The sequence below is a fragment of the Taklimakanibacter albus genome (assembly GCF_016595235.1).
GTDB lineage: Bacteria > Pseudomonadota > Alphaproteobacteria > Rhizobiales > Aestuariivirgaceae > Taklimakanibacter > Taklimakanibacter albus.
In genome coordinates this window covers 905,114-930,407 of sequence record NZ_JAENHL010000007.1, presented here as the reverse complement: position 1 = coordinate 930,407, position 25,294 = coordinate 905,114, and the positions used below count along the sequence as shown (strand labels likewise).

The window sequence follows — 25,294 nt, the reverse complement described above, 5'->3', positions numbered from 1 at the left end:
CGCGAAAGGACCGCCAAATGAGCCGAAAGGTCATTCTCACCTGCGCCGTCGTCGGCGAGAACAAATACAACCGAGCCCATCCGAATTTTCCGATCACGCCGCAGCAGATCGCCGATTCCGCGCTCGAGGCGGAGCAGGCGGGCGCCTCGGCCGTGCATCTGCATGTGCGCAACCCCAAGACCGGTGAGGGCAGCCGCGATCCGGACCTGTTTCTCGAAATGGCGACGCGCGTGCGCGACAATGGCGTCAAGGCGGTGATGAACATCACCTGCGGCGGCGGCGGGGTCTATCGGCCGGATCCTGCCGATGAAAGCCGGGCGGGTCCCGGCTCCGACGTGGCGCCGGCCGCGGAGCGTGTGCGCCACATCGAGATGGCGCTTCCCGAAATGTGCTCGATCGATGTCACGACGCAGAACCAGATGGATGGTGACAGCGAATATATCTATCTCAATTCGCAGGCGACCTTGCGCAAGATGGCGAAGCGTTTCCAGGAGCTCGGCGTCAAGCCCGAGATCGAGGTCTTCGCGCCGGGCGACATCCTGCTCGCCAATCAGATGCTCGCCGACGGCTTTTTTGACGCTCCGCCGATGTACCAGATCGTCATGGGCACCAGATGGGGCCTGCCGGCGACGCCTGAAACCCTGATCTATATGCGCAACCTGTTGCCCGCGGGCGCCAACTGGGCGGCCTTCGGGATCGCCCGCATGCAGATGCCGATGGCGGCGCAGGCCGTCCTGCTCGGCGGCAATGTGCGCGTCGGGCTCGAGGACAATCTCTATCTGAAGAAGGGTGTGTGGGCCACCAACGGCACGCTCGTCGCCTGCGCCCGCGAAATTATCGAGCGCATGGGCTACGAGGTGGCGACGCCGGACGAGGCGCGCGCCATTCTCGGCCTGCGCAAGCGCTGAGACGGGAGAGGCGCATGACCAAGTTTCGTATCGGCCTCATTGGCCTGGGCGGCGTGGCGTCGGCCCATCTCGCCGCCTTTCGCTCACTCGATGAGGTGGAGATCGTCTCGGTCTGCGATATCGCGCAGGCTGTTGCCGAAACCACCGCGCGGGAATTCGGCGCGCGCGCTTATACGGATTATCACCGCCTCCTCGCCGATGGTGGGGTCGATCTGGTCCTTGTCCTGACGCCCGCCTCCACCCATCGGGTGATCGTCGAGGCCGTCGCTGAGGCGGGCTTGCACGTCTTCTGCGAGAAGCCGCTGGCGGTGACGCTCGCCGACGGCGAGGCAATGGTCGTCGCCTGTGAGCGTGCCGGTGTGAAGCTCTTCTATGGGTCCTGCTATCGTTTCCTGCCGGCCATCGTCAAAGCGCGGGAGCTCATCGCCGAAGGGGCGATCGGCAGGATCGTGCTGATGAAGGAACAGCTTGTCGGCGGCACGGGGCACGCGGCCTATCGCGAGCTGGGGCCGGTGCATTATCCACCGGGCGGTCCGGGCGGCGCCGGCATGGGCCTCGTCGACCACGGCATTCACTTGATCGATGTTTTTTCGTGGTTCGCAGGTGCTCCGCCCGACAAGGTGCTGGGCCGGGGCCAGATCGCCGGCGCGGCCCCTGTGAGCGAGTTCATGACGATGGCGTTTCCGGGCGGCGCCTCGGGGCATCTGCTCTACAACGCCGCGACCTTCAGCGCGGGCCTGCCCGGTGAGGGCATCTTCAATGGCGGGCAAGGCTGGCTCGCCGACGGCAGCATCGCCGAAACCGGGCGGTGGGAGGAGGAGCCCGGCTCGATCTCGGTCCACGGCACTGAGGGCGCGCTGCGGATCTTCCATTATGCCAATGCGCTGTTCATCCGGAATGAAGCAGGCCTGCGGCAGGTGCCGCTGCACGGGCGTCCGGCCTTCGGCCACTTCGCCACGCAGCTCGAAGCCTGCATCTGGGCGATCCGGCGGAACGAAGCGCCTCCGGTCGGCGGCGTCGATGGACTCAACGCGCTGAAAGCGCTGCTCGCCGTTTACACTTAGGAGGAACTCCCATCCATCGAACGACGTTGTCTCGCGGATAAACAATCATGCGAGGCTTGGATGACCACCATTCTTCTGGTTATTTTGATTCTGCTGCTCATCGGCGCGTTGCCGAATTGGGGGTATAGCCGCAACTGGGGCTATTTTCCGAGTGGCGGCGTGGGGATCATCTTCATCATTCTGCTTATTCTGGTGCTCACCGGACGGGCCTAGCCCGCCGTCGGCAAATTTCAGTCAGGACCTGCCTCAAAAGAAGAGCGGCTCGTTGCGTGAGGGCATATCACCGTAACGAGCCGCTGCTTCGGCTTTTTGCCGAACGCCCCTGAGGGCAGGGAGCGCCTTCAAGGTGTTCCGAAACTGACTTGTGAGCAAGTTGGACCAAGGGGTAACAAGCCGGGTCGGCCCGCCAGGGTTGTCGAGAGGGATTGAAAATGAGCACCTGGCGGGCCTTACGCCAGTTGGCACTATGATAATCGTGAGCGGCGACGTTTGTTCCCGACGCTTCTTGGCGCCATCATGCCCTAGAAAGTGCGGCGCAGCCTGGAGGCGACGATCAGCAGCAGGGTCACGATCGCGATATTGGCGGCCGCCAGATTCTGCAGCCCGCCGGCGTCGCTTACCGAGGACATGCCATGGAACATGAAATTGGTGAGTGAATCCATGGCATAGCCGGCGGGGAGCGCCTTCGACAGAGAGTAGAAGAAGAACCGTTCCGGATCGAATGCCGAGATCAGACCGGAAAACAGGAACGAGACGACGAAATAGACGAGCGCCATCATTATGATCCGTATTTCGCTGCGCAGAGCCAGCGAGGCCGTGAGACCGAGAAGGGCGCCCGCGGTCAGGGACAGAGCCTGTATCGCAATGGTCGTGAGATCCGGCGCCGTTATCGTGAATCCGTGGCGATTGGCCGATATCGCGAGCAGGAAACACAATACGGAAAGCGCCAGCAGGCTCGCCACCGTTGCGCGCGCCAGGATGGTGGGCCACCAGTGGCCGTGCGAAGCGGCGACGATCGTCGACAGCGTATTTCCGGCGATGTCCCTGGCGACACTGCGGCAAGCGAAGCCGAAGGCGACGAAATGGCAGAGCATCGCGATGATCTTCGGCAGGAAGATCCGCGCATGGCTCCCGGGGCTGGTCGCCGGGTTGGAGATGTTCACCGCCGTGGGCCAGTCCGTGGGCAGCTGGGCCACGTCCTTGTCGCCCCTGAACAGCTCACGATAGACCTTGATGAACCAGGGCTCGTGCCGGCTCAGGGTAATGGCGGCAAGCTGCGCGGCGCGAACCAGGCGTTGGTGCTCAAGATCGGAACGGCCGATGACCGATATCCGCCAGCCATCGTCACCGCAGAGGATGCCCAGATCGGCCTCATCCTGTATCATCTGGACCACGAGTTCCGACTGAGTCCAGGGCCGTCTCGAAATATCGAGATCCACCGTCTCGCGCAGGAGCTCATGCGCCTCGACGAGAAAGGTCTGACATTTCTCGGATGTGTCGTCACGGCTATAGAGCATCACCTTGATCCGGCCTTCGCCCACATCCAGGCTGGCGACACCATCAACCGTGAGAGCGAGGCCGAGAAAAAGCAGGACCAGCAGCGCGGGCCGTAGCGCGACTTCCAGCATCTCGAAGAGGATGAGTGACATCTTGGGCTCAGAATTTCAGGGGAGTGTTCCAGAGTTTCTCGAATTCGGCCGGCAATGCATTGCTCGTGGGCTGCGAGGCGATCACGATCTTCGCCGTGTTGAACGCCTCCTCGATCAGCGCGATCGCCTGGGCGAGACGTTGGTCGTCGAGCTGCGACAAGGGTTCATCGAGTATGATGACGTCGGAGCGGGTTGAGCACACCTGCTGCAGGGCGAACAGACGGCGATATCCGCCGGACAGCGTCCCGAGCGGCATGTGCGAACGGTCCTTGAAATAGGCTTCGACGACGTTCTCGTTCATCGCCACGCCGCGGCCGATGATGAGGCCGAGGAGCAGCCTGTTGAACCTGAGCGAAAGGTCGGTGAAGCCCATGATGGCCTGCGGAAGATACGAAACCGACAGGTGCTCCTGCGATTTCCGGATAAGCCCGCCCTCATCGGGCTCCGTCAGGCCGGCGACGATCCGCAGGAATGTGGATTTGCCGCATCCATTCGACCCGCGCACCAACACGCGTGCCCCCGGGCTCAATGCGAGATCGACCGGCTTGAAAATCTCCGGGCCGCCATAGGACTTGGTGATGTGCTCCAACCGCAGGAGTGGGGCCGTCGTCATTGCTTGGATGTCTCCCGCTTCAACGAAAGAGTTGCGGCAATGCCCTTGCCGTCCTCCTGTCCATTCAGGCTGATGGTCATCAACCTATAGGGAATATTGGTCCTCATCTCCGTGAGAGCGTTTTGTATGCTCTCTTCTTTTGAAAGGAAGGTCGATCCATCCACGGCCGCGTTGAACTTCGATGTCGATGGCTTTGTCGACATTGCCCTCTCCAGCTCCCTGATCAGCTTCGAATTTCCGCGCTGATAGAAGATGAGCGCGAAATTCGATCCGCTCATGTCGACGCTGTCGACCTGTAACTGTTGTCCCTCGAGGACCGGTTTCATTTTGTCCAGCTTTGCGCTCGCGCATGGAGCGCCTATCTCGTCAATCGTCGGAAGCGAAACGAACCATTCCAGAAGCCCGCCGTTATTGTCGTTCTGAGCGGGAGCCCACGCCGCGAGGGTCTCGGCGGTCTCCTGCATCGCCGAGACCTTGTCGATATCGTCGGTCATGGCGTCGCCCCAAAGCTTGATTGCTTCGTCGATTTGCGCCCGCATCACGTTCATCTGGTCGCCGTCAAGCAGATAGCCCCAATCGTGACGTGCTTGCTGCAAGAGGGCGGCGGCGCTCCGCAGGTCAGCTTTTATCTGCTCGCTGCTCTTGCTGATGAGCCCTCCGGTTTCACGATCTTCGATCGTCGGTGCTAGCAATTGATTGAATCTCGCGAGTTTTTCCTTCGACATGGCGGCGACGGAAGCGGTCATGCCGGCGAGCGCGGAGCCCCATGACAACTCGCCGGGAAACTCCATTGCGCCCATGCGTTTGGTGAACCCGATGCTGGACTCGCGCTTGAAATCGGGCGGATGACTGGCCATCAGCCGATCGAAGGCGGGAAGATCCTGCGCGGCGACGGCGTCGACGAATTCCTCGAGCTCGGGCGTGTTCTCCTCGCGCGTGCAGGACAGTTCCGACAGAGTGGCTTTGATTGCCGCGGCTTCGTCCAACGTCTTGTCCCGGTTTGCCTGTTGCGCCCGGCGCTCGATCATTTTGGTGAAGCAGTCTTTGCCGGAAGCAGACGCCAGAGTGCACGCCATCGTGAGATAACTGCCGAGACCGGACATGATCGCGGCATTGCGGCGTAGAGTGTCATGACGGGAAAGGACTTCCAGCAACCGTGAAACACCTGCCAGGTCGCTTTTGGCGTGTGACGTGACGATCGCCACGGGCGCCAGCCAGTCGGACGTTTTTTTCAACGACGCGAAGCTGACCGCGGAGATGCCATTGTCCAGGAGGTCGAAGAATAGGGGGTATACGCGGCCCTTGGCCTGGAGCATGCCGGTGAGATCGGGAAAGATGGTGTTGAGCAGCTTCGGGTATGATCGCAGGGAGGGATCGTTGAACGAGATCTGTATGCCGGAGCCGGGCGGTCCGGACCACTCGACGGCTTGCTGTTCCCCCGGTTTCAGAGCGATCAGTTTGAGAAGCTCCATATCTTGTGGAGCAAGGTTGACGATGAGCGAGACGATGAGTTCGTCCTTGTTCATCGAGATGGCCAGAGGTGTCGTGAGATAGAGAGGGATGGCGGGCAGGCGTGGATTCTTCTGGAGCCGCATACCGGAGGTCGGTCTTATGCCGCCAAGCAGCGTGACGTGATCGCGGTTCTGAGCGCGCAGAGAGGTAACTGCATCTTTGAAGGCTCCGTCGTGGCCGATACTCGTTGACGGCCTGTCCAGCCGCCTTGCGAGGGAGGCCTTGCCTTGATCGCCGACATAGGCGGAGAGTACGACGTAGTTGTCCAGTTTCTGGCCGGTATAGCCTCCGAAGCTGGCGGGGAGGCCGCTCTCGAAAAGGTCTGCTTCTTTGTCATCCAGAGCGGTGCGCGGCAATGGCAGGCTGTTGCGGTCCTGGCAGGCAATCGCGGAGCCTGCGACCATGAGCTCACATTGGCATTTCAATGTGGTCTTGCCGCGGAGCTTGCACATCGGCCTGACCGAGGCTTCCTTCAGCCCACTGCTGATGATGGGCACAAGCTCGATGTTCAGCATCTGGTCCGACTCGGCCGTGAACATTCCGTTTATCGTCAACTGATCTATCGCGTCTGTGCCGGGGGGCAGGGACAGGCAAGGCTGGTATCCGTCGGCGGAAATATTGAGAGATGCCCGACGATGAAGCGGTCCGGCCGTTTCGCGAGCCCAATATCCGATGCTGATTGTCGGCACCGGGTCCACCAGACCGGCGGAGAGATAGTTGATCAACGACAGCGGTTTCGTCGCCGGCAGAAGAAAATATAGGCGGTTATCCTTCCGGAACATTGCCGTGGACCCGGAGATGTCCAGGCCATTTTGCTTGAGCGTCTCGTCATCGCGGCTCAGCAGGCAATGCAGGCTCTTGTAGCCCCTGGGCGAGTCTCCGACCAGCAGGGCGTCGATCGACTGATCAAGCTGTTCTTGACTTCCGATCCCGCCGTTCGTCGGCCAACCGCCGCTATCATCCAGCGCTGAACGCATATAGGCCAGATGCGTGCCAGAGAGTGTGGTCAGGTCCTTTATGGTATCGGACAAGATGAACCAATCCGCGTCCGCCGGCACGTAGTTCACGCTTGCCGGCAGTTCTTGGGCGCGCCGCTGCTGCAGCCAGAAAAGTGTCAAGGGCAGGCAGACCGCCAGAAGCACCGCGAGGAGAACCTGCGGCATCCAGCTTGTCGCCAGCCGGGCAGCAATGGCTCGGTAAGCGCGAATGGCGGGAGCGATCCGCGAGAAGCTCTTTGCGTCGTCTCGCGGTTCATGCGCCATATTCTAGCCTTCGTTCAGCAAGGAAAGGACACGCGCAAGACTGCGCTGGTTGGCGTTGAAGCAGTTGAGATAAGTGGCGGTACTGCGCCCGCTGGAAGCACTCGGCCGACGATCGCCGACCCCGAGAAGCAGATCATCCATGGCCTGCTGGCTCTGCGGCGTCAGGAGCCAACCGAGCGGAGGAGAGGGTGCCATGTTGGGGCACAGCCTGAATTGGATGAAGAGTCCCTTTGGATTGTGCATGGTCTTGATCAGGGACTTCGAGGCCATGACCTCGCGCCCGCCGGACGTATTGTAGAGGCCGAGCAGCGCGCCGGCGACTTGCGAGAGCAAAGTGGGCACTCCTTTGTCTCCGGGCGGTGTCGTATTGGCGACCTGGATACCAAAATCATCCTGAATCTCGTTCCAGACCGCGTAATCCTGTTCGGCATAATTGGGATTGTTGAGAATCTCGATCACCACCGGCGTTGGGCGTCTTTTGCCTTCAGGCCACCGGTTATCGATAATCCGCATGGTTTCGGTCACCAGCTCTTCGAGCGTCGCCGCGCCGTTGTTCTCGAAGTAGCCGCCGTCGATGATGTGGCCGAGGGTGGTGTCTCCGCCATTGGCCCCGTCAACGACGACTCCCGAGGGTGAAACGATGGGAAATCGCGCCGAATTGAGCACCGAGGCGGCGATGGGGATATCCTTGCGGGTAAGGTTCGAAATGAAATCATAGGCATCGGTGAAGACGGCCTGCCTGATCTTGACATGTGAGGTGATGACTCGCTTTCCGGTTTCCTGGTGCGTGCCATTGAGCAGAAGGATGGGAATCCAAGCCAGGTTGACGGCGGCCGGCCGCCAGAAATCGCGCAGGGTCGAACGGCGCAAGGCGAAGAAAGATGTCTTGTCGAGATTGTTCGGCACGCAGGCCGCGTTGCTGCCCGGGCGGGCGCAATGTGCCTGCCAGGCGATCGACATTTCGTGTTCGAAGACGACGGCCCGGTCGGATCCGGGAGGAAGCGGCAGGAAAGCGGAAGCGATGTCCCTGAACAGATAAGTGCCGAGTACCGGCGTCAGGAAGTCGTAGGCGAGGATCTGCTTGGCTTGTGATTGATAAAGCCCGATGGGAAGCGGCACATCGGCCATGGACAGAGGATGGCGGGAGCATAATGGCGGAGGGTTTGGCGGTACTCTCGACCGCGCTTCGCCGTCCAGGCTGTTGCGCAATTGGGCAGCATGGATCACCGCGCCGAGGCTGCCGCCCGAAACCCCGCTTATGGCGAAGAGACGATCGGAAAATTTCTGTGAGCAATCGGCTACTCGCCCGAGAACGGCGGTCGTCCAATAGGCTGCGCGGATGCCGCCGCCGGCGGCATTCACGAAGAAGATGTAGGGGGGCGGATTCTCTTTCCATTCTGGCTTGTCCATCCAGCGCTGGACCTCATCTTCGAGGGGCGCCTGCAATTGCGGTGCGTCGTCCGCGGCCATGGAGGTTATGGTGTAGGCAACCCGGCTGTAATTCTGCAGGGCGGCGAAGGAAAGGAACGCCGCGATCCCGACTGCGATTGCCGCGGGCGGATTGCCGCGCCAGAGCAGAACCATGCCGAGCACGCCGAGGATCGCGCATCCGACCTGCGGCCATATTCCATAGGTGTTCAATCCCGTGGCGTTGATCAGGAACGGCAGCAAGAGCGGTAGAGATAAAAATAGCGCCGTGACCGGGAAGTTGGTGTTCCTGAAGAGCAGGCGCGGAATGGCGAAGAGCGGAACGTAGATCGCCATGGCCAGGATGACGATGCCTATGGTTCCGATGGTTAGGGCGAAATCCGCTCCCAGATACAGGGCAAGCAGCAGGCCGCCTATGCTGGCGGTGATGCTGAACGCCATGCAGATGCGCCAATAGGGTAGCGGCAGGTCGATCGCTTGGGCGGGGAGACGCAGCAGGCTCCGCATCGTAGGCCCGATCCGGCTCATGTTCCTGCTGGGGATGCGGGCCTCGTCTTCGCTGATCACGAAGCGCGCGGATCCCGCCATGATGGCGGCCATGACGAACAGGCTCGCGAGGCTGATCAGGAAGACGAGACCAAAACGTTCGGTGCTCCAGAAGTGATATAACTGTGAGCCGGCAACGAAGAAGGCCACGCCGATAGGCACGAGCGTGGTCGCGATCCTCCTGGTGTGCTGCTCGAGCGTCCGGTGCTTACGGTGCGCCGGCATGCCGCCGCCGAAGGCGTCGATGCTGCTGAGCTCAAGCCTGAGGCGGCTCCAGAACCAGACTTGAAAGCAGAGCAGTATCAGGGCTGCGAAAGTGAACCAGGCGCTGGCGCTGCGGGTTTCGTCATAGAGGGAGCCGATAAGCTCGGCACCCTGTCCGGTGAAAAACAGGATGTTGAGAATGAGGGGGACAAAAAGCATCGCCCGGCACTGGCGGAGCGCCCACCAGACGGATCGCAACGTAGCCCAACGAGTTGTCATATTTTCTTACCTTACGGCAAAATTATGATACTTTCAATCGGTGGATCTGGCGGATGTGTTGTTTATGCGCCGGCCGGCGGAACGTTTTCGATGACCACGGATTGATCTGGAAATGGACAAAAAAGCTCTATGGGCGAAAATTGCCGAGCTGCGTGATGCCGCCGAACAGGCGCGGGCACTGTCGGTCGATTTGAGCGATCCCAAAACGGAACAGGGCTTTCTGGAGCTCGCAAGGAAGCTCGAGGCGGAAGCTGCGGCGCTTGAAAAGAAGGCGGGCGACAAGCCGGATGAGGTGGCTGGCTCTTGGTGAATCCTGGATTAACTATCTTGCCGGCGCGTCGATCTCAGGCAGCGAGGGTCCGCGTCGCCTCGATCAGGGCGTCGGTGATGGTCTCGAGCGCATTGAACTGGCGATAATAGTCGATCCCATGCGTGTGCTGTTGTTTAAGGCCATGCCCGGAAGAGAGATGCCAGACCCCGCCGCCGGAGTTGTATTCGAGGGCGAATAGCTTGCCGGTGCCGTGCTCGCGAATGATGTCGATCCCCATCACCGGAAGATAGGGGACTTCCTTGTGGATGGACTTGGCGAGCGCGATGACTTCGGGGTCATTGGCGAGGGCGACCTTGCGCGGCATGCCATTCGCCGCCACGGCGATGTCCAGCGTGTCGTCGCCCGCCTGATCGAGCGGCGCGCGCGGCTCGACCGCCGTCGAGGTGACGGAGTAGATGGGCCGTCCGAGGACCGTGAACACCCGATAGCAGGTCACGAGAGGGCCGGTGTCGACGTAACGCTGCGCCAGGAGATCGACGCCATGCCGGGGATCGTCCTTCGGCAGCTTGGCGGTGTTCGTCCACTTGACGTCTCGCGTACGCATCAGGCGGACGCCGCGCCCCTGAAGTCCCTTATTCGGCTTGACGACGGTGAACGGCCCCCATTCGGCTTCATCGAGTTTCAGATCCGGTGTGATCACATGCGTTTCCGGTGTTGCCGCGCCGGTGCCCGCCAGAAGCCGCAGCTCCTCGAGCTTGCTGACCCCCGCCGACATGAGGCGGGTGCCTCGCGCGGGGACATCGATGCGCGCGAGATAGGAGGGAGAGAAAATGAGCGTCGGCCGTTTCGCGGCCTTCGTCCAGAATTCGGCGGGAATGACGCCGCCGGCGGAAATGATGTGAACCTGAATGTCGTTCGCCCGCCCGACCATCATGTTGCGAATGACCATGAAGTCGGAAATGCATTGCCGGGTCGGCACGTGATAGAGGACGAGATTGTAAGTCGGCTCCACGCGAGCATCCTCCGCCAGGGAGGGATGGCTTTAGCACGGCCTCATTGTCTTGGGCAAAAGGCCATCCGGTGCGTGAAGGAGCTTTCAGCGATGCCGGTTGAGTAGGGTGCGGCCCGCCTCTCGTGATGTGCCGTCCCTGGTTGGCGGGCCGCACCCCTTGCTGCGCCTTGGAGACGCAACAGTCCGTCGTCCGGCTGATATCCAGTTAAGTTACGACTTGCGACGAGGAGCAAGTCGTCGCACCGCTCGATCGCTCGCATTGCGCTGACCGCATGGCCGCTCATGCCATCATGGCAGTGCGAGCTTCCGTTTCCTTGTTTTCAAGGGGACGCCTCTTTCGCATGAATTGAAAGTTAAAAAGGACGCGCAGAGGCAAAAATGAATTCGAAGCGGCCCGCCAGGACAACGGGACGGCGAAGGTTGTTTGACGGGCCGCCGCCCTTCAGAAGCCTCCGAAAGGCGGGAAAATTATATCGGCTGGCCGATGGAATTCAATGGCTCTCAGTGCCGGTGTCTTGCAGCTGAGGGCAATTAGCCGGTCGCTCAGTCTACTTTCTGAAACGGCGGCGGGACCCATGCGCCGTCCAGCGCCTCAGGCTTCGGCGCGTAGATGCGAAGGGTTGGGCCCATCGCGCCCGACATGGGGGAGGGAAGCCAATTGGATTCCCTCTCCTTGCCGGGGGTTTCGGCCTGAATGTAGAGGTCGAGCGAGCCGTCTTCATTGAATTTCAGCTTGTCCCGGTCGCCAATGGCAAATCTGTCGATCGGATTGGGGATCTGGAAGCCCTGATTGTCATACATGGTGAGCGACCAGAAGGCGCCGGCCGGCGGTGTCTTGCCCTTGTCGAAATGCAGGACATATTTGCTGGCGCCGTCCAGGGGCTTTCCTTCGCCATCCACAAAGGCGGCAGGATAGATTGCGTCCGCCGGGAGATTGGCGCCGAGCCCCGCCAGGGCGACGATGGCGCGCTGCCGGTAGGAGGTGCCATAGGTCCCCATATTGTCGACGACGACGTTCCAGCCATTGACATGCGTGCCGCTACTCTTGATGCTGGCCACCATATCCTCAAGGCCCTCTTTTGCGCCGGCATTGATGGCATCGATCGTTGTTTTGTCGAGCTTGCTGCCGTCCCAGCTTTTGCCGGGCTCCAGCCCGATCGCCCGCATCCTGAACAGGATGGGATAGTCGTTGCCGTGCGCCGGGAACTTCCGCATCAGCTCGGCAAGACGGGTGAACAGCTCTACGCCCGTCATCTTGTCGACCTGGACGAGCGGCGGTGTCTTGGTGTCCACGCTGGCATCGACCGCAGTTGTCACCGGCGGCGCATAGGACTTGCCCCAGTGAGCGAGCGGCGTCAGCTTCAACCCGTCCTGGACCTTATGAACATTCTCGTAGTCGGCGGGACCATTGGTCTGGACACGTCCCATGATCCAGATCATCGATGTCGGTGCGTCGATCCGCTGGATGCCTTCAGGGAGGTCACCTTTCCAGCCCGGCGGCACGTAGGCGAAGTTGCCGGCGCCCGTTCCGGTCGTTCGGGCTCCCACCGACGCAAAGATGTCCGTCCACATGTCGAGAGACGGCACGAGATAGAAGCGCCCGCCGGTATCAGGCACCGACAGGATGATCGGTTCCTTGCTGAGATCTACCCAGGCGAAGGAATAGAGCGTGTCGAAGTTGAACCTGACAACGTCCTTCGCATCTGCTTTGGGATAGGTCCGGAAGTAAGCGAACTGATTGATCGGCGCGCGCCCCGATACCGCGGCGGCATTAGGTACCGCTGTGGTTTGGCGCGCCGTCATATCCATCAGAACGATGGGATAGCCATATTGGTAAACGTCACGGGCAAGGGCTCGGACTTGATCCGCGGACAGAGGTGCGTTTGCCTGTGCCGCAGCCAAAGTGAACCAGAATCCGATGAGAACGCTGATCAGATGCCTCATCACCCCTCCTCGAATTGCGACGGCCATGATTCATGGCGGGCGCTCACAGGTTATGAGCTTTCTCCAGAAGCAAGCTTTTCGCGGCGTGACTAGTTGGACCTAAGGCCCATGAAAAATTGCCCGATTTCTCGAGAGGGAAACCCGCCCTCCGCGCCTCAGCCCCTCGGCAGCTGAGGGACGCAAGCAAGCTCCATTTTTGGGACGCATCACCTTGAGTGCCTTCGTGTCGTCGACGGTGAGCGGGACGCAAAAAAGCGATGCCGGCTTTCGCGAGCGGGCTTTAAATAGCCCGCATGACAGCGAATCGGATCTGGGCGTTTTTGAGTGGTTGTGGAGTTGGCTCCCTCGGTGGTCTCATTGGCCTCGGTGGCGCAGAGTTCCGTTTGCCGATCCTGATCGGCCTGTTTCGCTTCGGCGCCCTTGAGGCCGTTATCCTCAACAAGGCTATGAGCCTCATCGTGGTCGCGACGGCATTGCCGTTTCGGTCTTCGACGGTGCCCTTAGCCTCTATCGCGGAGCAATGGCCGGTCATTCTCAATTTATTGGCCGGCAGCCTTATCGGCGCCTGGCTCGGTGCAGACTGGGCCACACGCCTCTCGTCGCAAACCCTCTACCGCGTCATTGCGGTCCTGCTCGTGGTCATTGCCGGTATTCTGCTGCTCGGTCACAGCGGCGAAGCCGCTGGCGCATGGCTTCATGGCCCTGCCCAGATCGCCGCCGGCGTGATGGCGGGGCTTGCCATTGGAGTCGTTGCGTCCCTCATGGGGGTGGCAGGCGGGGAGCTCCTTATCCCCACTTTGATCCTGCTGTTCGGCGCCGACGTAAAGCTGGCGGGCAGTCTGTCGCTTGCGGTGAGCCTGCCCACGATGCTGGTCGGGTTCGCCCGATACAGCCGCGACCAGAGTTTCGTGGTCCTGCGACGTAATCTCGGCTTCGTCGTGGCCATGGCGGTGGGCTCAATCGCTGGTACATTCATCGGTGGCCAATTATTGGGGCTGATACCCAGCTCAATCCTGCTGCCGCTGCTTGCGGCAATCCTGCTCGTATCGGCGGTCAAAGTCTGGAGACATGCCTGATCAGCCGCCCGCTTTGATGCGAACATGTTAGTGCGGGCGAGCGTTAAGCAAGTAAAACACCGGGGCAAATGCGGGGGCGAATTTGCCGTGCTTTTTCTGCCGTCACTGCAGTATAACTCCTGACATGCTTACCCGTTTCTGTTGCGCGATCGCGCTTGCTGCCAGCCTCTGTTTCTCCGCCGCGCTCTTGATCCAGGGCGCCGCTGTCGCTGCTGCCGTCTCCGGCCAGGCCGTCATCGTCGACGGCGATACTCTGCAGATCGGTCGGGTGATCGTCCGCCTTCACGGCATCGACGCGCCCGAGCTCGGGCAGAAGTGCCAGCTTCCGAAGGGCTCCTGGGACTGTTCCAAGGCCGCGATCGACGCCCTGTCGATGATGACCGCCGGCGAGACAGTTCACTGCGAGCCAAGGCAGCGCGACGACTATGGCCTGCTGATTGCCCGATGCTTCACCAAAGACGAGCCCGACATCGGCGCGAAACTCGTCGCCTCCGGACTGGCCTGGGCCTTCGTGAAGTACTCGGCCGACTACATTGATCTTGAGATGAAGCCGCGGCGCGAGGAGATCGGCATCTGGCAGTCGAAGACTCAAACGCCCTGGGAATACCGCGCCTGGCGCCGGGAGACGGCCAGGCAGGTCGCTCCTGAAGGTTGCCCGATCAAGGGAAACATCGATGCCAAAGGCCAAAAAATCTACCACGCTCCCTGGTCGCGACAATACGCGCTGGCGAAGATCGACCAGGCGAAGGGCGAACGATGGTTTTGCAGTGAGGCCGAAGCCATAGATTCCGGATGGCGAGCATCGCATCGATGAGGGTAGGACAATGAGCAACGGTCCAGCGGCGGGCAGAGTTATGAGGTCGTTGCGCGGTGCGTGGTCCTGATGAACCCCAGCCGCTGACCGATGCGTTCGCCGGGTCGTTGAAGGCGGCCTGGGCATCACCGTGATGCCTGCCGGTGCGTCGGCAAGCGAGGTCATCAAACGAGGACTTGCCTGCGTGCCGCTCGACCATGAATGGGCTCGCTGCGATATCTATATCGCGACAAAAGGCGGGACGGAGACCCAGACCGCGCTTTCTGGATTGAAAGACGCCTTGCTGCGGTAGCATCGCTACTTGCCGAAAACCGAACACAGATTGTTGAAAGGCCAATCGACTTTGCCTTCGCAGCATCGTTCGTTCCCTCCTTAGCGAGGAGCCCCATGAGCGAAGATGCAAGCAACCAATGCCCCCACGCCAAAGCACATGGGGTCCCGGAGTATGACGTGGATTTCTATGCGGACGACGTTATCCGTCATCCGTGGGATCACTATGCCGCAATGCGAACGCTTGGATCTGTGATCTGGCTCCCGCGGCACCGAAACTTTGCCTTTACACGCTATGCGGCCGTCCGGGAGGCACTACGCAACTGGAAAGTCTTCTCATCTGCAAGTGGCGTTGCGGGAGATGACTTTGGCTGCCAGTTCCTCCGAGGAAACACCCTCATGTCAGACCCTCCGCGGCACGACGAAATGCGTGCCGCCATGGCTACCCCCTTGCTACCGGCGGCGCTCGAAGGCCTTCGTGAGAGCATAGAAGTGGCCGCAGTGAAGGTGGTGGACCGTGTGGTCGGCAGCGGCGGGTTCGACGGGATGGCCGATTTCGCCCGCAAGCTGCCTCTCTCGCTCGTGACGGAGTTGGTTGGACTGCCCGACGACGGGCGCGCGAACATGCTGAACTGGGCGGCGGCGTCTTTCAACATTCTCGGCGTGCAGAACGAGCGCGGCCGCAGAGGCGTTGAAACGCTCACGGAAATGCGGCAGTGGATCGCTACGAAAGCAACGCTCGATCGCCTCAAGCCTGGAAGCTGGACGGCGCGCATCCATGAGCTTGCCAGAGATGGGGCGATCCCCGTGGATTTCGTCCCGCATCTGTTTCGCGACTACATCAATCCGAGCCTGGATACGACCATCTCTGCGACCGGCCATCTCATCTATCAGCTCGGTCGAAATCCTGAACAATGGGAACTGCTGCGAGCCGATCCGACCCTCGCAGCCAACGCGGTCAGCGAGGCCGTCCGCATCGGCTCGCCCATACGCTCCTTCACGCGAACGCTGACGCAAGACTGCACCATTGACGGGGTGGACATGCCACGAGGCGCCCGCGCCATGATGCTCTATGCGTCTGCGAACAGGGACGAACGTCGGTTCGAGAACCCCGACCGCTTTGATATTGCGCGTCGGGATCTCGACCATCTCGGTTTCGGACATGGTGTTCACGCTTGCGCGGGCATGCATTTGGCCCGGATGGAGATGGAATCGCTTCTCAAGGCCATGATGTCGCGTGTCGACCGGATCACCGTTGGGGAACCGGAAATTGCCCTGAACAACACTATTCATGCGTTCAGCCGCCTGCCGGTTATCTTCCATCCTGTTGCCGCCAGCGCGTCGAAGCTTGCCACAGGCAGTGCGGCGAGCGGCGCGATCGAGGTCCGGGTCATTGACCGCAGGCAGGAGGCTGAGAACATCATCTCCCTGCGCCTAGCCAGAACAGATGACAATCCACTCGAAAGCTTCACCGCCGGCTCGCATATCGATCTGGTCCTTGGGGATGGAATGATCAGGCAGTATTCATTGTGCGGCAGGCCAGGAGCCGAGGGGCCTTACCGTATCGCGATCCTTCGTGAAGAGCCGTCGCGAGGCGGTTCGGTCGCGGCGCATGACAGTCTGAAGGTCGGCGCCACCTTGCGTATCGGTTTTCCCCGCAATCTTTTTCCGCTGGATGAGACCGGGTCGAAATACATCCTTATCGCTGGCGGCATCGGCATCACCCCGATTCTTTCCATGGCGTACCGCCTGCATGAAATGGGCGGGGACTTCGAACTACACTATGCCGCCCGCAGCGAGGCCAACGCAGCCTTTCTCGAGGAGCTTCACGAGGCGCCATTTCGACGCCGCGTCAGCATCTATCTCGGCACAGATCCGTCCGGGATGCGCCTGGACCCGCGAAGGGTCCTGTCCGGCCCGAGGATCGACGGCCGTGTCTACTGCTGTGGTCCCGCACGTTTGAACAACGCGGTTGCAGCTGCCGCCAAAGCGACAGGCTGGCCCGTCGGCAGTGTCCGCTTCGAGCGATTTTCCGTTGGTTCGGACGACGTCGACACGGCGTTCACTGTGGTGGCGCGGCGCAGCAACCTACGCCTCATGGTGCCTGTTGGCCGTACGATCCTGCAAGTCCTTCAGGAAGCTGGCGTCAGCGTTGGGTCATCGTGCCAGTCGGGTGTCTGCGGCACATGCCTTACGCCTGTTGTGGAGGGACTGCCGGATCATCGCGACCAATGGCAGTCGGACGAGGAAAAGGCGACGAACAGGCAGATGACGATCTGCTGCTCGAGGTCGCTTACACGCGAGATCGTCATCGACATCTGAAGCACTAGCCGAAGGAAGAGGCGTGAGTGTGGAAATGATCAACAAGAATGGAGTAACGCCGTCCGCGGCGTTCCGGCTGCTTCATTTGGGATCTCGTCGATCGGACCGACATGTTCATCGTCCAAGAGACGATGCCGCTTGAGCCACTTTTACAAGCACGCGAAGCCGACAGAGCTTCGCACTGTAATTATCGCCCCGGCGCTCGTCGACCCGCACAGATCTTTTGGGGTTTCGAGAACGGCAAGTTCATGCACGACGTCCTTGAGTGCGATATTCGTGACATAGTGTGACTTTCCCAGCGCGAACACTGCGAACTTGTGGCTGCTAGCTAGGCGGTAGTGACGATTTGACGGCTTGGAGCTGGGAATTGCGGGCGTAGGCACAACTACCGCCATGTGGCTGCTCCAGTCGATGTATGACTTGAATGGTCGCGTTTCTGCAATTAGGGACGCAGCAGGAGACCTTCGAAGCGACTCAACCCAGTTTGGTGATGATCTCCGAAGGATCAATAGCCGGCTTGAAGAGAATTTTTCGATGTTGAGGTCCGATATCGGCGCGATCAAAGACAAGGTCGAGAAGCTGCAGAAGCCTCAATTGCCGCCCGACCGTCCCCGGCCATAGTGGCGGCGGGGCCTCCGCAATGCTTCCTGACGGCTGCATCGAAGGTCATGCTCGGCGACAATGCGTCCCCGGTCCACTCGGCTGATTTACAGGATGGCGCCGCATAGGGCGGATCAATTCGCCCTGTCGAAACCCGCCCCGGCCTCCTATATGCTTAGCGGAAAGCATTGGAGAGTTTATGTCAGTGTCTTCGTTTCTCTTTTCTGTGACGGTCAAGAAGTCTGATTCTACTGTCTTGTTTCGAGGGACGATATGGGCAGCGGGAGAGAGCGAAGCAGAGGCCGCTGTGATGGAAGATCACCGGGATATTCCATTGGTCGATGGCGACTTCTCGGTCACCGTAGAGCGCTTACATGCCTAAAGGCCCTAAAAAGGCGAGAAGAATTGTTCCTCGCCGGTACAATTCTCTAGGCGCATCAGTCAAATAGCCCGCTTCGCGTTCTCACATAGCGAATGACCTGCTTGTGACCTTCGCATCTACTGCACTTCCCTTCGTGGCGATCACAATTCGGCAACCGTGCCAGTGCACTCGTGTGGCGGCCCACATGTTGGTCGGCGCTCAGGCCGAGCTTCTCGGTTATGCAGTCGTCGCAAAAAGCGACGCAATTGGCATCCTTGATGAACTCTGCCACGTGCTCGAGCGGTGTCATATCAGACGGCTTTCTTCGCCTTGTCCACCTTGATGTGAACATCGGCGCCGATCTTGTCGAGGAAGCCAAGGAGGGCTTCCAGTGAGAACTTATCCACCTTGCTGTTGATGAACTCGGATGACCGGGGCTGGGTAATGCCAAGCTTCTTCGCGACCTCAGCCTGGCTCCACTTGCCCTTTTCGATCCAGTCCACCGCGCGATAGATGCCCGACACGTCCTTGGCTCGTATTTCCCGGAAAATCCGGATCTGATCCATTCGTCGTAGAGATCCTTCCGAAGCAGACCAGTCTCATCGAAGTTGAGATAGAAGCCTGAGACATTCCCGATCTGCTCCGGCACTCCTTTTGCGTCATCAATGGTGCGCACTTTGAGAACAAGGACTGCCGCAAAAAGAGACTAGAGAATTTATCGGCGGTTGCCGACGCGTTCGAGTTTTCCTCCTGAGCTTCCGCCCCATCTCTGCCCCATGAGAGCGATGAGATGCGTATTGCTCAAAATGGCCCGCTCGCAACTATCTGAAATTTTTGAAGAAGAAATGGTGGGCGGTACAAGGATCGAACTTGTGACCCCTACGATGTCAACGTAGTGCTCTACCGCTGAGCTAACCGCCCACGCCATTGCTTGAAGCGGCCTGCGTATATCGGGAAGCGGGCCTGAGTGCAAGACCTATGACCGGCTGTTCGCGGTTTTGCTGGCGGTCCTGCGCCGACCCGAGATAACCGGGCAGGGTGTTGCGATTTGTCGGGCTTCGGCAAGGGTTTAGCCGACTTTCCCTAGCGGTCGGCTTGAGTGAGAAGGCGACCTGCAATGGCCGGGCCTGGTGGCGCGTCTAAGCCGCCATCATGCGGTCGACTTCGGCGACCAGCTCGCGCAAGTGGAAAGGCTTGGACAGCACCTTGGCTTCCTTGGGGGCGCGCGAATCGGGATGCAGTGCCACCGCGGCGAAGCCGGTGATGAACATGATCTTCAGGCTTGGATCGAGCTCGGCGGCCCGGCGGGCGAGCTCGATGCCGTCCATTTCCGGCATGACGATGTCGGTCAGGAGAAGGTCGTACGTGCTCTGCTTGATTTCCTCGAAGGCGCTGGCGCCCTCGCCGAAAGACACGACGGCATGGCCGGCGCGCTCCAGCGCCCGCACCAGAAACCGCCGCATATCCTCGTCATCCTCAGCCAAAATGATCTTGGCCATCATATCCCTGATCGTTCGCCATCGTTGAGCTGACGGGTGTTATAGTCCAGCACACTAGGCCGGACAGGTAAATGTCCTATAAAGCGCGTCTATCCTGTGGACAACGGCGCTTTTGACCGCGATACTTGGCGTGAATAAGCCACCAGGGAGCTTCGCGAATTGGGCAAACCCGCCGAGTTGGAAGCCTTCGCCATCATCGCCCCCCGTAAGTGGACACGGCCGGTGATCTTCAACTCACCGCACAGCGGTCGCGTCTATCCGGCGGAATTCCTCGCCGCCTCGCGGCTCAACCCGCATGCGCTGCGCAAATCGGAAGACTGTTATATCGACGAGCTCTTCTCGTTTGTCGCCGATCTGGGCTCACCCTTGCTGCATGCCCATTTCCCGCGCGCCTTTCTCGACGTGAATCGCGAGCCCTATGAGCTCGACCCGCGTATGTTCCGCGAGGAGCTGCCGGGCTTCGCCAACAGCTCCTCCATGCGCGTGGCCGGCGGGCTCGGCACCATCCCGCGCATCGTCAGCGAGGGCGACGAGATCTATCGCGGTCCCCTCAAGCTCATCGATGCACTGGCGCGCATCGAAACGATCTACCGGCCCTATCACCGCACTTTGGCCGATCTGATCAACCGGGCGCGGGACGCCTTCGGCTATTCGCTGCTGATCGACTGCCATTCCATGCCGTCGACCGCCTGCTCGCATGTGACGCCGCATCAGGCGGGGCGGGTGGATATCGTGCTGGGTGATCGCCACGGGGTGGCCTGCGCCGATGAGATCGTCTCGACGCTCGAGGAGCTGATCCGCAGCCAGGGCCTCCGGGTCTTGCGCAATAAGCCCTATTCCGGTGGCTTCATCACCCAGAATTACGGCTCGCCCAATCACCACCGGCATGCGCTGCAGATCGAGATCAACCGGGCCCTTTATCTCGACGAGCGCAGCCTGGAGCGTAACCGCGGCTATGCCGCCGTAAAGCTCACCTTGCACCGGATATTCGCCGGTCTGCTCGCCAGCCTCCCCGATATCATGCAACCCCGGCGTGAGGCGGCCGAGTAAGAAAAAAGGCCGGTATCACTTTCGTGAACCGGCCCAAGTCTAGGGAGGAAACGCCCAGGAAGGGCATGCGAGGGAGGACGTCGTCCTCACTCACGAGACCTATTTGGCAGTGCAGCAGCGAAATTTCAAGTCAAAGAGTCAATCGAAGTGAATAATTCGGATCAACTTTAAGAAAACGCAGATCATATAATTTGTGTCTATCATTTTGTTTTTATTCGAAAATATTTGAATTTTAGAAGGGCATCCATACATCTTTCGATAAAGGGCATGCGCTCGGTGCATGCCTCGAGCCTGGATAACTCTGCTGCGATGCAGCAAGATTTCTCCGGTTTTGAATAGAAACTCCATAAAAGTGGTCGAGTTTTTGCTTTTGTGGGAATCGAATCGGAAAAGCGATATCCCTCATTTCCCGGCGCCTCACGCCAAACTAGAAAAAATCCTCCGCTAGCGCGGGATGCGAAAAGTGGATCCCGGTTTTCGCAAGAATCCCGCGCTAAAATATTAGAATCGATCACGTTCATGAATTTGGATCGATCCGATCCAAATTCATCGTGATCCAGAGCCAGAAAGCTGCCCCATGCCCACCCCGAACTGGACTGAACTCACTCGATTCGCGCTGGACCTCGCCGAGGCGTCAGCCCAGGAGATCATGCCGCATTTCCGCAAGGACATCCCAGTCGACGTCAAGGCCGGCGCCGTCTGGGACCCGGTCACCGAAGGCGACCGGGCCGGCGAGCGGATCATGCGGGCGATGATCGAGGCGCGTTATCCCGATCACGGCATCCATGGCGAGGAATATGGCAAGAAGCCCAGCCGGTCGGGCCTGACCTGGGTGCTCGATCCGGTCGACGGCACCCGCGCCTTCATTTCCGGCATGCCGACCTGGGCGACGCTCATCGGCCTCAATTTCGAGGGCAAACCCAAGGTCGGGGTGATGAACCAGCCTTTCGTCGGCGAGACCTTCTACGGCAATCCCGACGGCGCCTGGTCGCGCCACGGCGGGGCCGAGCGCAAGCTCGCCACCCGTCCCGCGCGGCCCCTGGCGCAGGCCACCTTTACCACCACCGCGCCCGAGCTCTACCGCTCGGATGCCGAGAAGGAAGTGCTGCGGCGGATGACCCAGGCGGCGCGGCTCACACGTTATGGCGGCGATGCCTATTTCTTCTGCGTGCTGGCCGCCGGCCAGACCGATGTCGCTTTCGATGCGCGCATGGAGCCCTATGACATCGCGCCGCTCATCCCGATCATCGAAGGCGCCGGCGGCATCGTCACCACCTGGGAGAAGGGCGATCCGGCGCAGGGCGGCAATGTGATCGCCGCCAGCTCGGCCGCCCTTCACGACGAGGCGCTGGCCCTCATCACGCCCGCGTAAAGGCGTCGAAAGCGGCGAAGAACTGCTCGCGGATGCTGTCGCGCTCGAACAGGATCTCGTGGCGCGCCTCGGGAATGACGGCGAGCGACACGCCGGTGGCCGCCGCGCAGAAGCGCCGCGTCGCTTCATTGTCGACGATGCGGTCGCGTCCTGCCGCCACGATGAGGATCGGCGAGCGAAACACCATGGACTTGCCGAACGCATTCATCTGGCGCAGCGCATGCAGCGCGGCGTTGAGCCAGGAGAAGGTCGGCCCGCCGACGCCGAGATCAGGCTGCTGCGCCAGAGTGGTGGTCGCCTGATGGAAGCGGCGCTGGTCGCTGGTCAGGTTGTTGCCGGGAAAATTCTGCGGCGCGATCGGCAGCTTGCTCTGGCCCGGCAGGAACAGCCGGCCAAGTCCGACCTTGGGCGCCACCGCGCACAGGAGACGCACGACCGACAGCGGCCAGAATCCCGTATCGACGCCGATCAGCGGCGCCGACAGCACGGCGCGCTCGAACCAGGTACGCTTCGTCAGCGCGCGCAGCAGGACGAGGCCGCCGGTCGAATGCCCGATCGCGTAGAAGGGCGGCGGGCAATCCGGCAGGACGACCTGCATCATGAAGGAGGTGAAATCGTCGTCATATTCGGAGAAGGTCTTGAGGCCATCGCGATAACGGTCCTCATAGGCGCGCTCCGATCCGCCCTGGCCACGGAAATCGAAGGTGGCGACGGCGAAGCCGCGGCGGACGAAGTCGGCGATCGTCTCGAACCAGCGCTCGATGAAATCGCCGCGGCCGCAGACCAGGACGACCGTGCCCTTCGGCGAATTGGGAACCGCATAGGCGGCGCGCAGCTTGCGCCCGTCCTTGGCCGTCACCAATGTGGCGACGAGGCCTTCCGGCAAGCCATTGCCGGGCAGGGGAGTCAGCGGAATCAAGGGCGGGTGCAGATCCACGGGCCTAGCGCTTACAGGAGGCCGGTCCGGCCGGCAAGAAACAGAGTTTCACCCTGTTTCCCGCCTTGCCGGTGAAGCTATTTGAGCAGCTTGACGTCGGTCAACTGGCCAGAGGACGAGTTGAGCTTGACGGAGAAGGGCTTGCCGTCGCGCGTCGCGTTGAAGGCGTAGACCTGGCCTTTGCAGGTCACCTGCTTGACACTCTTGAAGCCATAGCCGGAAACGATCTCGCCGGCCTTGGCGCAGGTGATCGAGGTCGGCTTCTTCCTGGTGGCCTGCTGCTGCTTGCGCGGGGTCTGCGGCCGTTCCTGGAACTGCGGCTTCGCATAGACCTTGCGCTTGCGCGGCGGGATATATTCGGGCTCGTAATAGTCCGGCTCGTAAGCGTAATCGTCGTAATCATCCTGATCTTCATAGAGATAAGCGGGACGATCGCGACGGAAGTAGCGATAGTAGCGCGGCTCCGGAATGTATTCGGGGCCGTAGTAGTAATCATAGTCCGGATCTTGGGTGTAATATCTGAACTTCAGCTTCGATCCGGCATCCGCGGCGCCCGCGAAAGCGATCGTCCCGCACACCAGGGCAGTCGCTACAAGTCCAAGCTTGGTCAGCATGATCTCAAACCTTCTTTTGTCGGAGGGGGAGCGTTTGCGCTCCCCCATGGATCTCACTCTCAATAGTCGTCGTAGTCGTCATCGTAACCGCCGCCCCAGCCGCCGCCGCCTCTGCGGATCCGGTCGACATCCTTGATCTGGCCGGAGCGCGAGCGAATCTGAATGCGGTACAGATCGCCACGACGCAAGCCGTGATACACATACTCGCTGCCGCTGCAGTCCACCGGACGCACCCGGCGATAGCCCGCCGAGGCGGCAATCCGCGCACCCTGGCGGCAACTGATGCGGCCACGACCATAAGACGGACCAGGCTGGTAATATCCGCCGCCGCCACCAACGCCAATTCCGATATCGATATCGGTGCCGGCCACGGCCTGACCCGCCGCGCCGAATCCCATCACGCCAAGAGACACCACTCCGGCGGTAATCAATTTCTTGAGCATAACCCCAGTACTCCTCAGCTGCACCCTCTCGTGCAACGAGGGCACGTTGCGTGAGGATCGTGAAGAAAATGCGGCGGACATGGCGCCTTTCCGCCGTGGTTTGTAACACTCTGTAATAGCAAAGGGGCCCCTTGTCGGGGCCCCGGAAAAGCGATCCATTACAGTCGTATCGGACTTTCGACCTACAACCGATGGCGTTTGAGAACATCGCCGGTGCGCGGGTCGAGCTCGATTTCAAGCCGTCCGCCGTCGCGTTTGGCGCTGAAACGATAGGACGATCCCGAACAACTCAGCTCCTCGATGTCCTCATACCCCTTCAGTTTGAGAAGGCCTACAGCCTCACGGCAGCTCAAGGTCAGATTGACGCCCTTATAGGCGGGCTTGGCATAGGCCGGGCCACCGCCCTTGGTGCCATAGGGGACGTAAAAGTCGTAATGCGAGGGCCATTCATAGCCCGGCTTGTCCTTCGGCGGATCGGACTGCGCGCTGGCGGGAGCCGTTGCGAGCGGCAAAGCGAGAGCGAGAAAGGGAAGGGCGTAGCGCAACTTGACCGTCATGATGGCTCCTTGTGTCCGGTTGATCACAAGCATCGCAGAATGCGCCTGAATATCCTCACAAGGAGATATTCACTCGGGGTTCATTCCCCAAACGAAAAGAGCGCCCGGGGGCGCTCTTTCCATAAAGCCTATGGGAACTCTTAGAGGGGGTCGACATCGACGATGTTGCCCCAACGGTTGACCTTCACGCGATACCAGTCGCCGGACTGCTTCGCGTTGAAGCGCATGTGCTTGCCGCTGCAATCGACGGCCTTGACCTTGTAGAAGCCGTGGTTCTGCACGATCTTCCTGGCCTTCATGCAGCTGATGCCGCCATAGCCGCCGCCATAGACCGGGTAGTAGCCGTAGCCGCCGCCATAGTAGCCGTCGCCATAGCCATAACCGCCACCGTAGCCGCCGCCAAAGCCCAAGCCGACATTCACATCGATATTGGTCTTCGCCTGGGCCGGCGCCGTGGCAACGGCAGCAGCGGTCAGAGCGGCAGCGGCAACGAGAAACTTCGTAAACATTGTTGTCTCCTTGACCTTCTTCAGTGATGGCCTCGCCATCGATGGGCAGGAGATTACGGCTTTGTAACTGAATGGGGATCGAAGGGACCGTTCATTCGTCATTCATTTTTCGCGCCAAAGATTCTGAATTAAGCGGCTGTAATATATAGGGAAAATCAAATCCCCCGCGCGCCCTTGA

Annotated in this window: 23 protein-coding genes and 1 tRNA gene; 10 read left to right on the top strand and 14 right to left on the bottom strand. The window is 60.5% G+C overall.

Annotation, left to right across the window (positions count from 1 at the left end):
• Nucleotides 1-17: 17 nt before the first annotated feature.
• The 3 genes from JHL16_RS16080 to JHL16_RS16070 are packed head-to-tail and all read left to right on the top strand — an operon-like array spanning nucleotide 18 to nucleotide 2,185.
• Complete coding sequence (locus JHL16_RS16080) at nucleotides 18-908, top strand: beta-keto acid cleavage family enzyme (protein ID WP_200185902.1); 891 nt, start codon at nucleotides 18-20, stop codon at nucleotides 906-908.
• Nucleotides 909-922: 14 nt separating this feature from the next.
• Complete coding sequence (locus JHL16_RS16075; RefSeq protein ID WP_200185901.1) at nucleotides 923-1,972, top strand: Gfo/Idh/MocA family protein; 1,050 nt, start codon at nucleotides 923-925, stop codon at nucleotides 1,970-1,972.
• Between the two features lie 60 nt (nucleotides 1,973-2,032).
• A complete protein-coding gene (locus JHL16_RS16070) occupies nucleotides 2,033-2,185 on the top strand; it encodes a DUF3309 domain-containing protein (RefSeq protein ID WP_200185900.1) in 153 nt (50 codons plus the stop codon).
• 308 nt (nucleotides 2,186-2,493) lie between these two features.
• Here JHL16_RS16070 and JHL16_RS16065 read toward each other — a convergent pair whose 3' ends face one another.
• The 4 genes from JHL16_RS16065 to JHL16_RS16050 are packed head-to-tail and all read right to left on the bottom strand — an operon-like array spanning nucleotide 2,494 to nucleotide 9,207.
• Nucleotides 2,494-3,621, bottom strand: coding sequence for an ABC transporter permease (locus JHL16_RS16065; RefSeq protein ID WP_200185899.1), 1,128 nt, complete (start codon nucleotides 3,619-3,621; stop codon nucleotides 2,494-2,496).
• A 7-nt stretch (nucleotides 3,622-3,628) separates the two neighbouring features.
• Entirely contained in the window at nucleotides 3,629-4,234 is a 606-nt protein-coding gene (locus JHL16_RS16060; RefSeq protein ID WP_200185898.1) for an ABC transporter ATP-binding protein, read from the bottom strand.
• The gene (locus tag JHL16_RS16055; protein WP_200185897.1) at nucleotides 4,231-7,008 is read right to left on the bottom strand and encodes a hypothetical protein; all 2,778 of its coding nucleotides are present in this window, start codon (nucleotides 7,006-7,008) and stop codon (nucleotides 4,231-4,233) included. Before JHL16_RS16055 ends, JHL16_RS16060 begins: the two co-directional genes overlap by 4 nt.
• A 3-nt stretch (nucleotides 7,009-7,011) precedes the next feature.
• On the bottom strand, nucleotides 7,012-9,207 hold the full coding sequence (locus tag JHL16_RS16050; RefSeq protein ID WP_200185896.1) for a hypothetical protein: 2,196 nt from the start codon (nucleotides 9,205-9,207) through the stop codon (nucleotides 7,012-7,014).
• Here JHL16_RS16050 and JHL16_RS16045 point away from each other — a divergent pair.
• Nucleotides 9,187-9,570: a hypothetical protein gene (locus tag JHL16_RS16045; protein ID WP_200185895.1), complete on the top strand. Its 384-nt coding sequence runs from the start codon at nucleotides 9,187-9,189 to the stop codon at nucleotides 9,568-9,570. The genes JHL16_RS16050 and JHL16_RS16045 overlap by 21 nt on opposite strands.
• Before the next feature lie 7 nt (nucleotides 9,571-9,577).
• Entirely contained in the window at nucleotides 9,578-9,775 is a 198-nt protein-coding gene (locus tag JHL16_RS16040) for a hypothetical protein (RefSeq protein WP_200185894.1), read from the top strand.
• Nucleotides 9,776-9,809: 34 nt separating this feature from the next.
• Here JHL16_RS16040 and JHL16_RS16035 read toward each other — a convergent pair whose 3' ends face one another.
• Nucleotides 9,810-10,748 carry an ATP-grasp domain-containing protein gene (locus JHL16_RS16035; RefSeq protein WP_200185893.1) on the bottom strand — a complete coding sequence of 313 codons (939 nt, stop codon included), beginning with the start codon at nucleotides 10,746-10,748 and terminating at the stop codon, nucleotides 9,810-9,812.
• Between the two features lie 543 nt (nucleotides 10,749-11,291).
• Complete coding sequence (locus JHL16_RS16030; RefSeq protein WP_246770948.1) at nucleotides 11,292-12,692, bottom strand: DUF1254 domain-containing protein; 1,401 nt, start codon at nucleotides 12,690-12,692, stop codon at nucleotides 11,292-11,294.
• Between the two features lie 293 nt (nucleotides 12,693-12,985).
• Between JHL16_RS16030 and JHL16_RS16025 the strand changes: the two genes are divergently transcribed.
• From JHL16_RS16025 to JHL16_RS16015, 3 genes are all read left to right on the top strand, one after another.
• Nucleotides 12,986-13,768, top strand: a complete 783-nt coding sequence (locus JHL16_RS16025) for a sulfite exporter TauE/SafE family protein (RefSeq protein WP_200185891.1) — start codon at nucleotides 12,986-12,988, stop codon at nucleotides 13,766-13,768.
• A 124-nt stretch (nucleotides 13,769-13,892) separates the two neighbouring features.
• Nucleotides 13,893-14,582 (top strand): thermonuclease family protein, encoded by a 690-nt coding sequence (locus JHL16_RS16020; RefSeq protein WP_200185890.1) that lies wholly within the window; start codon nucleotides 13,893-13,895, stop codon nucleotides 14,580-14,582.
• A 387-nt stretch (nucleotides 14,583-14,969) separates the two neighbouring features.
• Nucleotides 14,970-17,174: a cytochrome P450/oxidoreductase gene (locus JHL16_RS16015; protein ID WP_200185889.1), complete on the top strand. Its 2,205-nt coding sequence runs from the start codon at nucleotides 14,970-14,972 to the stop codon at nucleotides 17,172-17,174.
• A 1,272-nt stretch (nucleotides 17,175-18,446) separates the two neighbouring features.
• Here JHL16_RS16015 and JHL16_RS16010 read toward each other — a convergent pair.
• The 3 genes from JHL16_RS16010 to cpdR form a co-directional block, all read right to left on the bottom strand.
• Nucleotides 18,447-18,701, bottom strand: a complete 255-nt coding sequence (locus JHL16_RS16010) for a helix-turn-helix domain-containing protein (RefSeq protein ID WP_210346029.1) — start codon at nucleotides 18,699-18,701, stop codon at nucleotides 18,447-18,449.
• Between the two features lie 280 nt (nucleotides 18,702-18,981).
• Nucleotides 18,982-19,056: transfer RNA gene (locus tag JHL16_RS16005), tRNA-Val, on the bottom strand.
• Between the two features lie 218 nt (nucleotides 19,057-19,274).
• On the bottom strand, nucleotides 19,275-19,637 hold the full coding sequence (gene cpdR, locus JHL16_RS16000) for a cell cycle two-component system response regulator CpdR (protein ID WP_246770947.1): 363 nt from the start codon (nucleotides 19,635-19,637) through the stop codon (nucleotides 19,275-19,277).
• Between the two features lie 156 nt (nucleotides 19,638-19,793).
• Here cpdR and JHL16_RS15995 point away from each other — a divergent pair, with 156 nt between their 5' ends.
• Together JHL16_RS15995 and hisN are read left to right on the top strand one after the other, a co-directional pair.
• On the top strand, nucleotides 19,794-20,684 hold the full coding sequence (locus tag JHL16_RS15995; protein WP_210346028.1) for an N-formylglutamate amidohydrolase: 891 nt from the start codon (nucleotides 19,794-19,796) through the stop codon (nucleotides 20,682-20,684).
• A gap of 577 nt (nucleotides 20,685-21,261) precedes the next feature.
• Nucleotides 21,262-22,056: a histidinol-phosphatase gene (gene hisN, locus JHL16_RS15990; RefSeq protein WP_200185887.1), complete on the top strand. Its 795-nt coding sequence runs from the start codon at nucleotides 21,262-21,264 to the stop codon at nucleotides 22,054-22,056.
• Here hisN and JHL16_RS15985 read toward each other — a convergent pair.
• The 5 genes from JHL16_RS15985 to JHL16_RS15965 form a co-directional block, all read right to left on the bottom strand.
• Nucleotides 22,043-22,993 carry an alpha/beta fold hydrolase gene (locus JHL16_RS15985; protein WP_200185886.1) on the bottom strand — a complete coding sequence of 317 codons (951 nt, stop codon included), beginning with the start codon at nucleotides 22,991-22,993 and terminating at the stop codon, nucleotides 22,043-22,045. The two genes, hisN and JHL16_RS15985, sit on opposite strands and share 14 nt — an antisense overlap.
• A 77-nt stretch (nucleotides 22,994-23,070) precedes the next feature.
• Nucleotides 23,071-23,607: a hypothetical protein gene (locus JHL16_RS15980; RefSeq protein ID WP_200185885.1), complete on the bottom strand. Its 537-nt coding sequence runs from the start codon at nucleotides 23,605-23,607 to the stop codon at nucleotides 23,071-23,073.
• Nucleotides 23,608-23,666: 59 nt separating this feature from the next.
• On the bottom strand, nucleotides 23,667-24,050 hold the full coding sequence (locus tag JHL16_RS15975) for a hypothetical protein (RefSeq protein WP_200185884.1): 384 nt from the start codon (nucleotides 24,048-24,050) through the stop codon (nucleotides 23,667-23,669).
• A gap of 182 nt (nucleotides 24,051-24,232) precedes the next feature.
• Entirely contained in the window at nucleotides 24,233-24,607 is a 375-nt protein-coding gene (locus JHL16_RS15970) for a PepSY domain-containing protein (RefSeq protein WP_200185883.1), read from the bottom strand.
• A gap of 140 nt (nucleotides 24,608-24,747) precedes the next feature.
• Nucleotides 24,748-25,116: a hypothetical protein gene (locus tag JHL16_RS15965; protein WP_200185882.1), complete on the bottom strand. Its 369-nt coding sequence runs from the start codon at nucleotides 25,114-25,116 to the stop codon at nucleotides 24,748-24,750.
• Between the last annotated feature and the right edge of the window lie 178 nt (nucleotides 25,117-25,294).

What these genes read in the sequence shown, in the direction of transcription:
- JHL16_RS16080 (WP_200185902.1), top strand. Translation starts at nt 18, where the DNA reads ATGAGCCGAAAGGTCATTCTCACCTGCGCCGTCGTCGGCGAGAACAAA.
- JHL16_RS16075 (WP_200185901.1), top strand. Translation starts at nt 923, where the DNA reads ATGACCAAGTTTCGTATCGGCCTCATTGGCCTGGGCGGCGTGGCGTCG.
- JHL16_RS16070 (WP_200185900.1), top strand. Translation starts at nt 2,033, where the DNA reads ATGACCACCATTCTTCTGGTTATTTTGATTCTGCTGCTCATCGGCGCG.
- JHL16_RS16065 (WP_200185899.1), bottom strand. Translation starts at nt 3,621, where the DNA reads ATGTCACTCATCCTCTTCGAGATGCTGGAAGTCGCGCTACGGCCCGCG.
- JHL16_RS16060 (WP_200185898.1), bottom strand. Translation starts at nt 4,234, where the DNA reads ATGACGACGGCCCCACTCCTGCGGTTGGAGCACATCACCAAGTCCTAT.
- JHL16_RS16055 (WP_200185897.1), bottom strand. Translation starts at nt 7,008, where the DNA reads ATGGCGCATGAACCGCGAGACGACGCAAAGAGCTTCTCGCGGATCGCT.
- JHL16_RS16050 (WP_200185896.1), bottom strand. Translation starts at nt 9,207, where the DNA reads ATGCCGGCGCACCGTAAGCACCGGACGCTCGAGCAGCACACCAGGAGG.
- JHL16_RS16040 (WP_200185894.1), top strand. Translation starts at nt 9,578, where the DNA reads ATGGACAAAAAAGCTCTATGGGCGAAAATTGCCGAGCTGCGTGATGCC.
- JHL16_RS16030 (WP_246770948.1), bottom strand. Translation starts at nt 12,692, where the DNA reads ATGAGGCATCTGATCAGCGTTCTCATCGGATTCTGGTTCACTTTGGCT.
- JHL16_RS16025 (WP_200185891.1), top strand. Translation starts at nt 12,986, where the DNA reads ATGACAGCGAATCGGATCTGGGCGTTTTTGAGTGGTTGTGGAGTTGGC.
- JHL16_RS16020 (WP_200185890.1), top strand. Translation starts at nt 13,893, where the DNA reads ATGCTTACCCGTTTCTGTTGCGCGATCGCGCTTGCTGCCAGCCTCTGT.
- JHL16_RS16015 (WP_200185889.1), top strand. Translation starts at nt 14,970, where the DNA reads ATGAGCGAAGATGCAAGCAACCAATGCCCCCACGCCAAAGCACATGGG.
- JHL16_RS16010 (WP_210346029.1), bottom strand. Translation starts at nt 18,701, where the DNA reads ATGGATCAGATCCGGATTTTCCGGGAAATACGAGCCAAGGACGTGTCG.
- cpdR (WP_246770947.1), bottom strand. Translation starts at nt 19,637, where the DNA reads ATGATGGCCAAGATCATTTTGGCTGAGGATGACGAGGATATGCGGCGG.
- hisN (WP_200185887.1), top strand. Translation starts at nt 21,262, where the DNA reads ATGCCCACCCCGAACTGGACTGAACTCACTCGATTCGCGCTGGACCTC.
- JHL16_RS15980 (WP_200185885.1), bottom strand. Translation starts at nt 23,607, where the DNA reads ATGCTGACCAAGCTTGGACTTGTAGCGACTGCCCTGGTGTGCGGGACG.
- JHL16_RS15975 (WP_200185884.1), bottom strand. Translation starts at nt 24,050, where the DNA reads ATGCTCAAGAAATTGATTACCGCCGGAGTGGTGTCTCTTGGCGTGATG.
- JHL16_RS15970 (WP_200185883.1), bottom strand. Translation starts at nt 24,607, where the DNA reads ATGACGGTCAAGTTGCGCTACGCCCTTCCCTTTCTCGCTCTCGCTTTG.
- JHL16_RS15965 (WP_200185882.1), bottom strand. Translation starts at nt 25,116, where the DNA reads ATGTTTACGAAGTTTCTCGTTGCCGCTGCCGCTCTGACCGCTGCTGCC.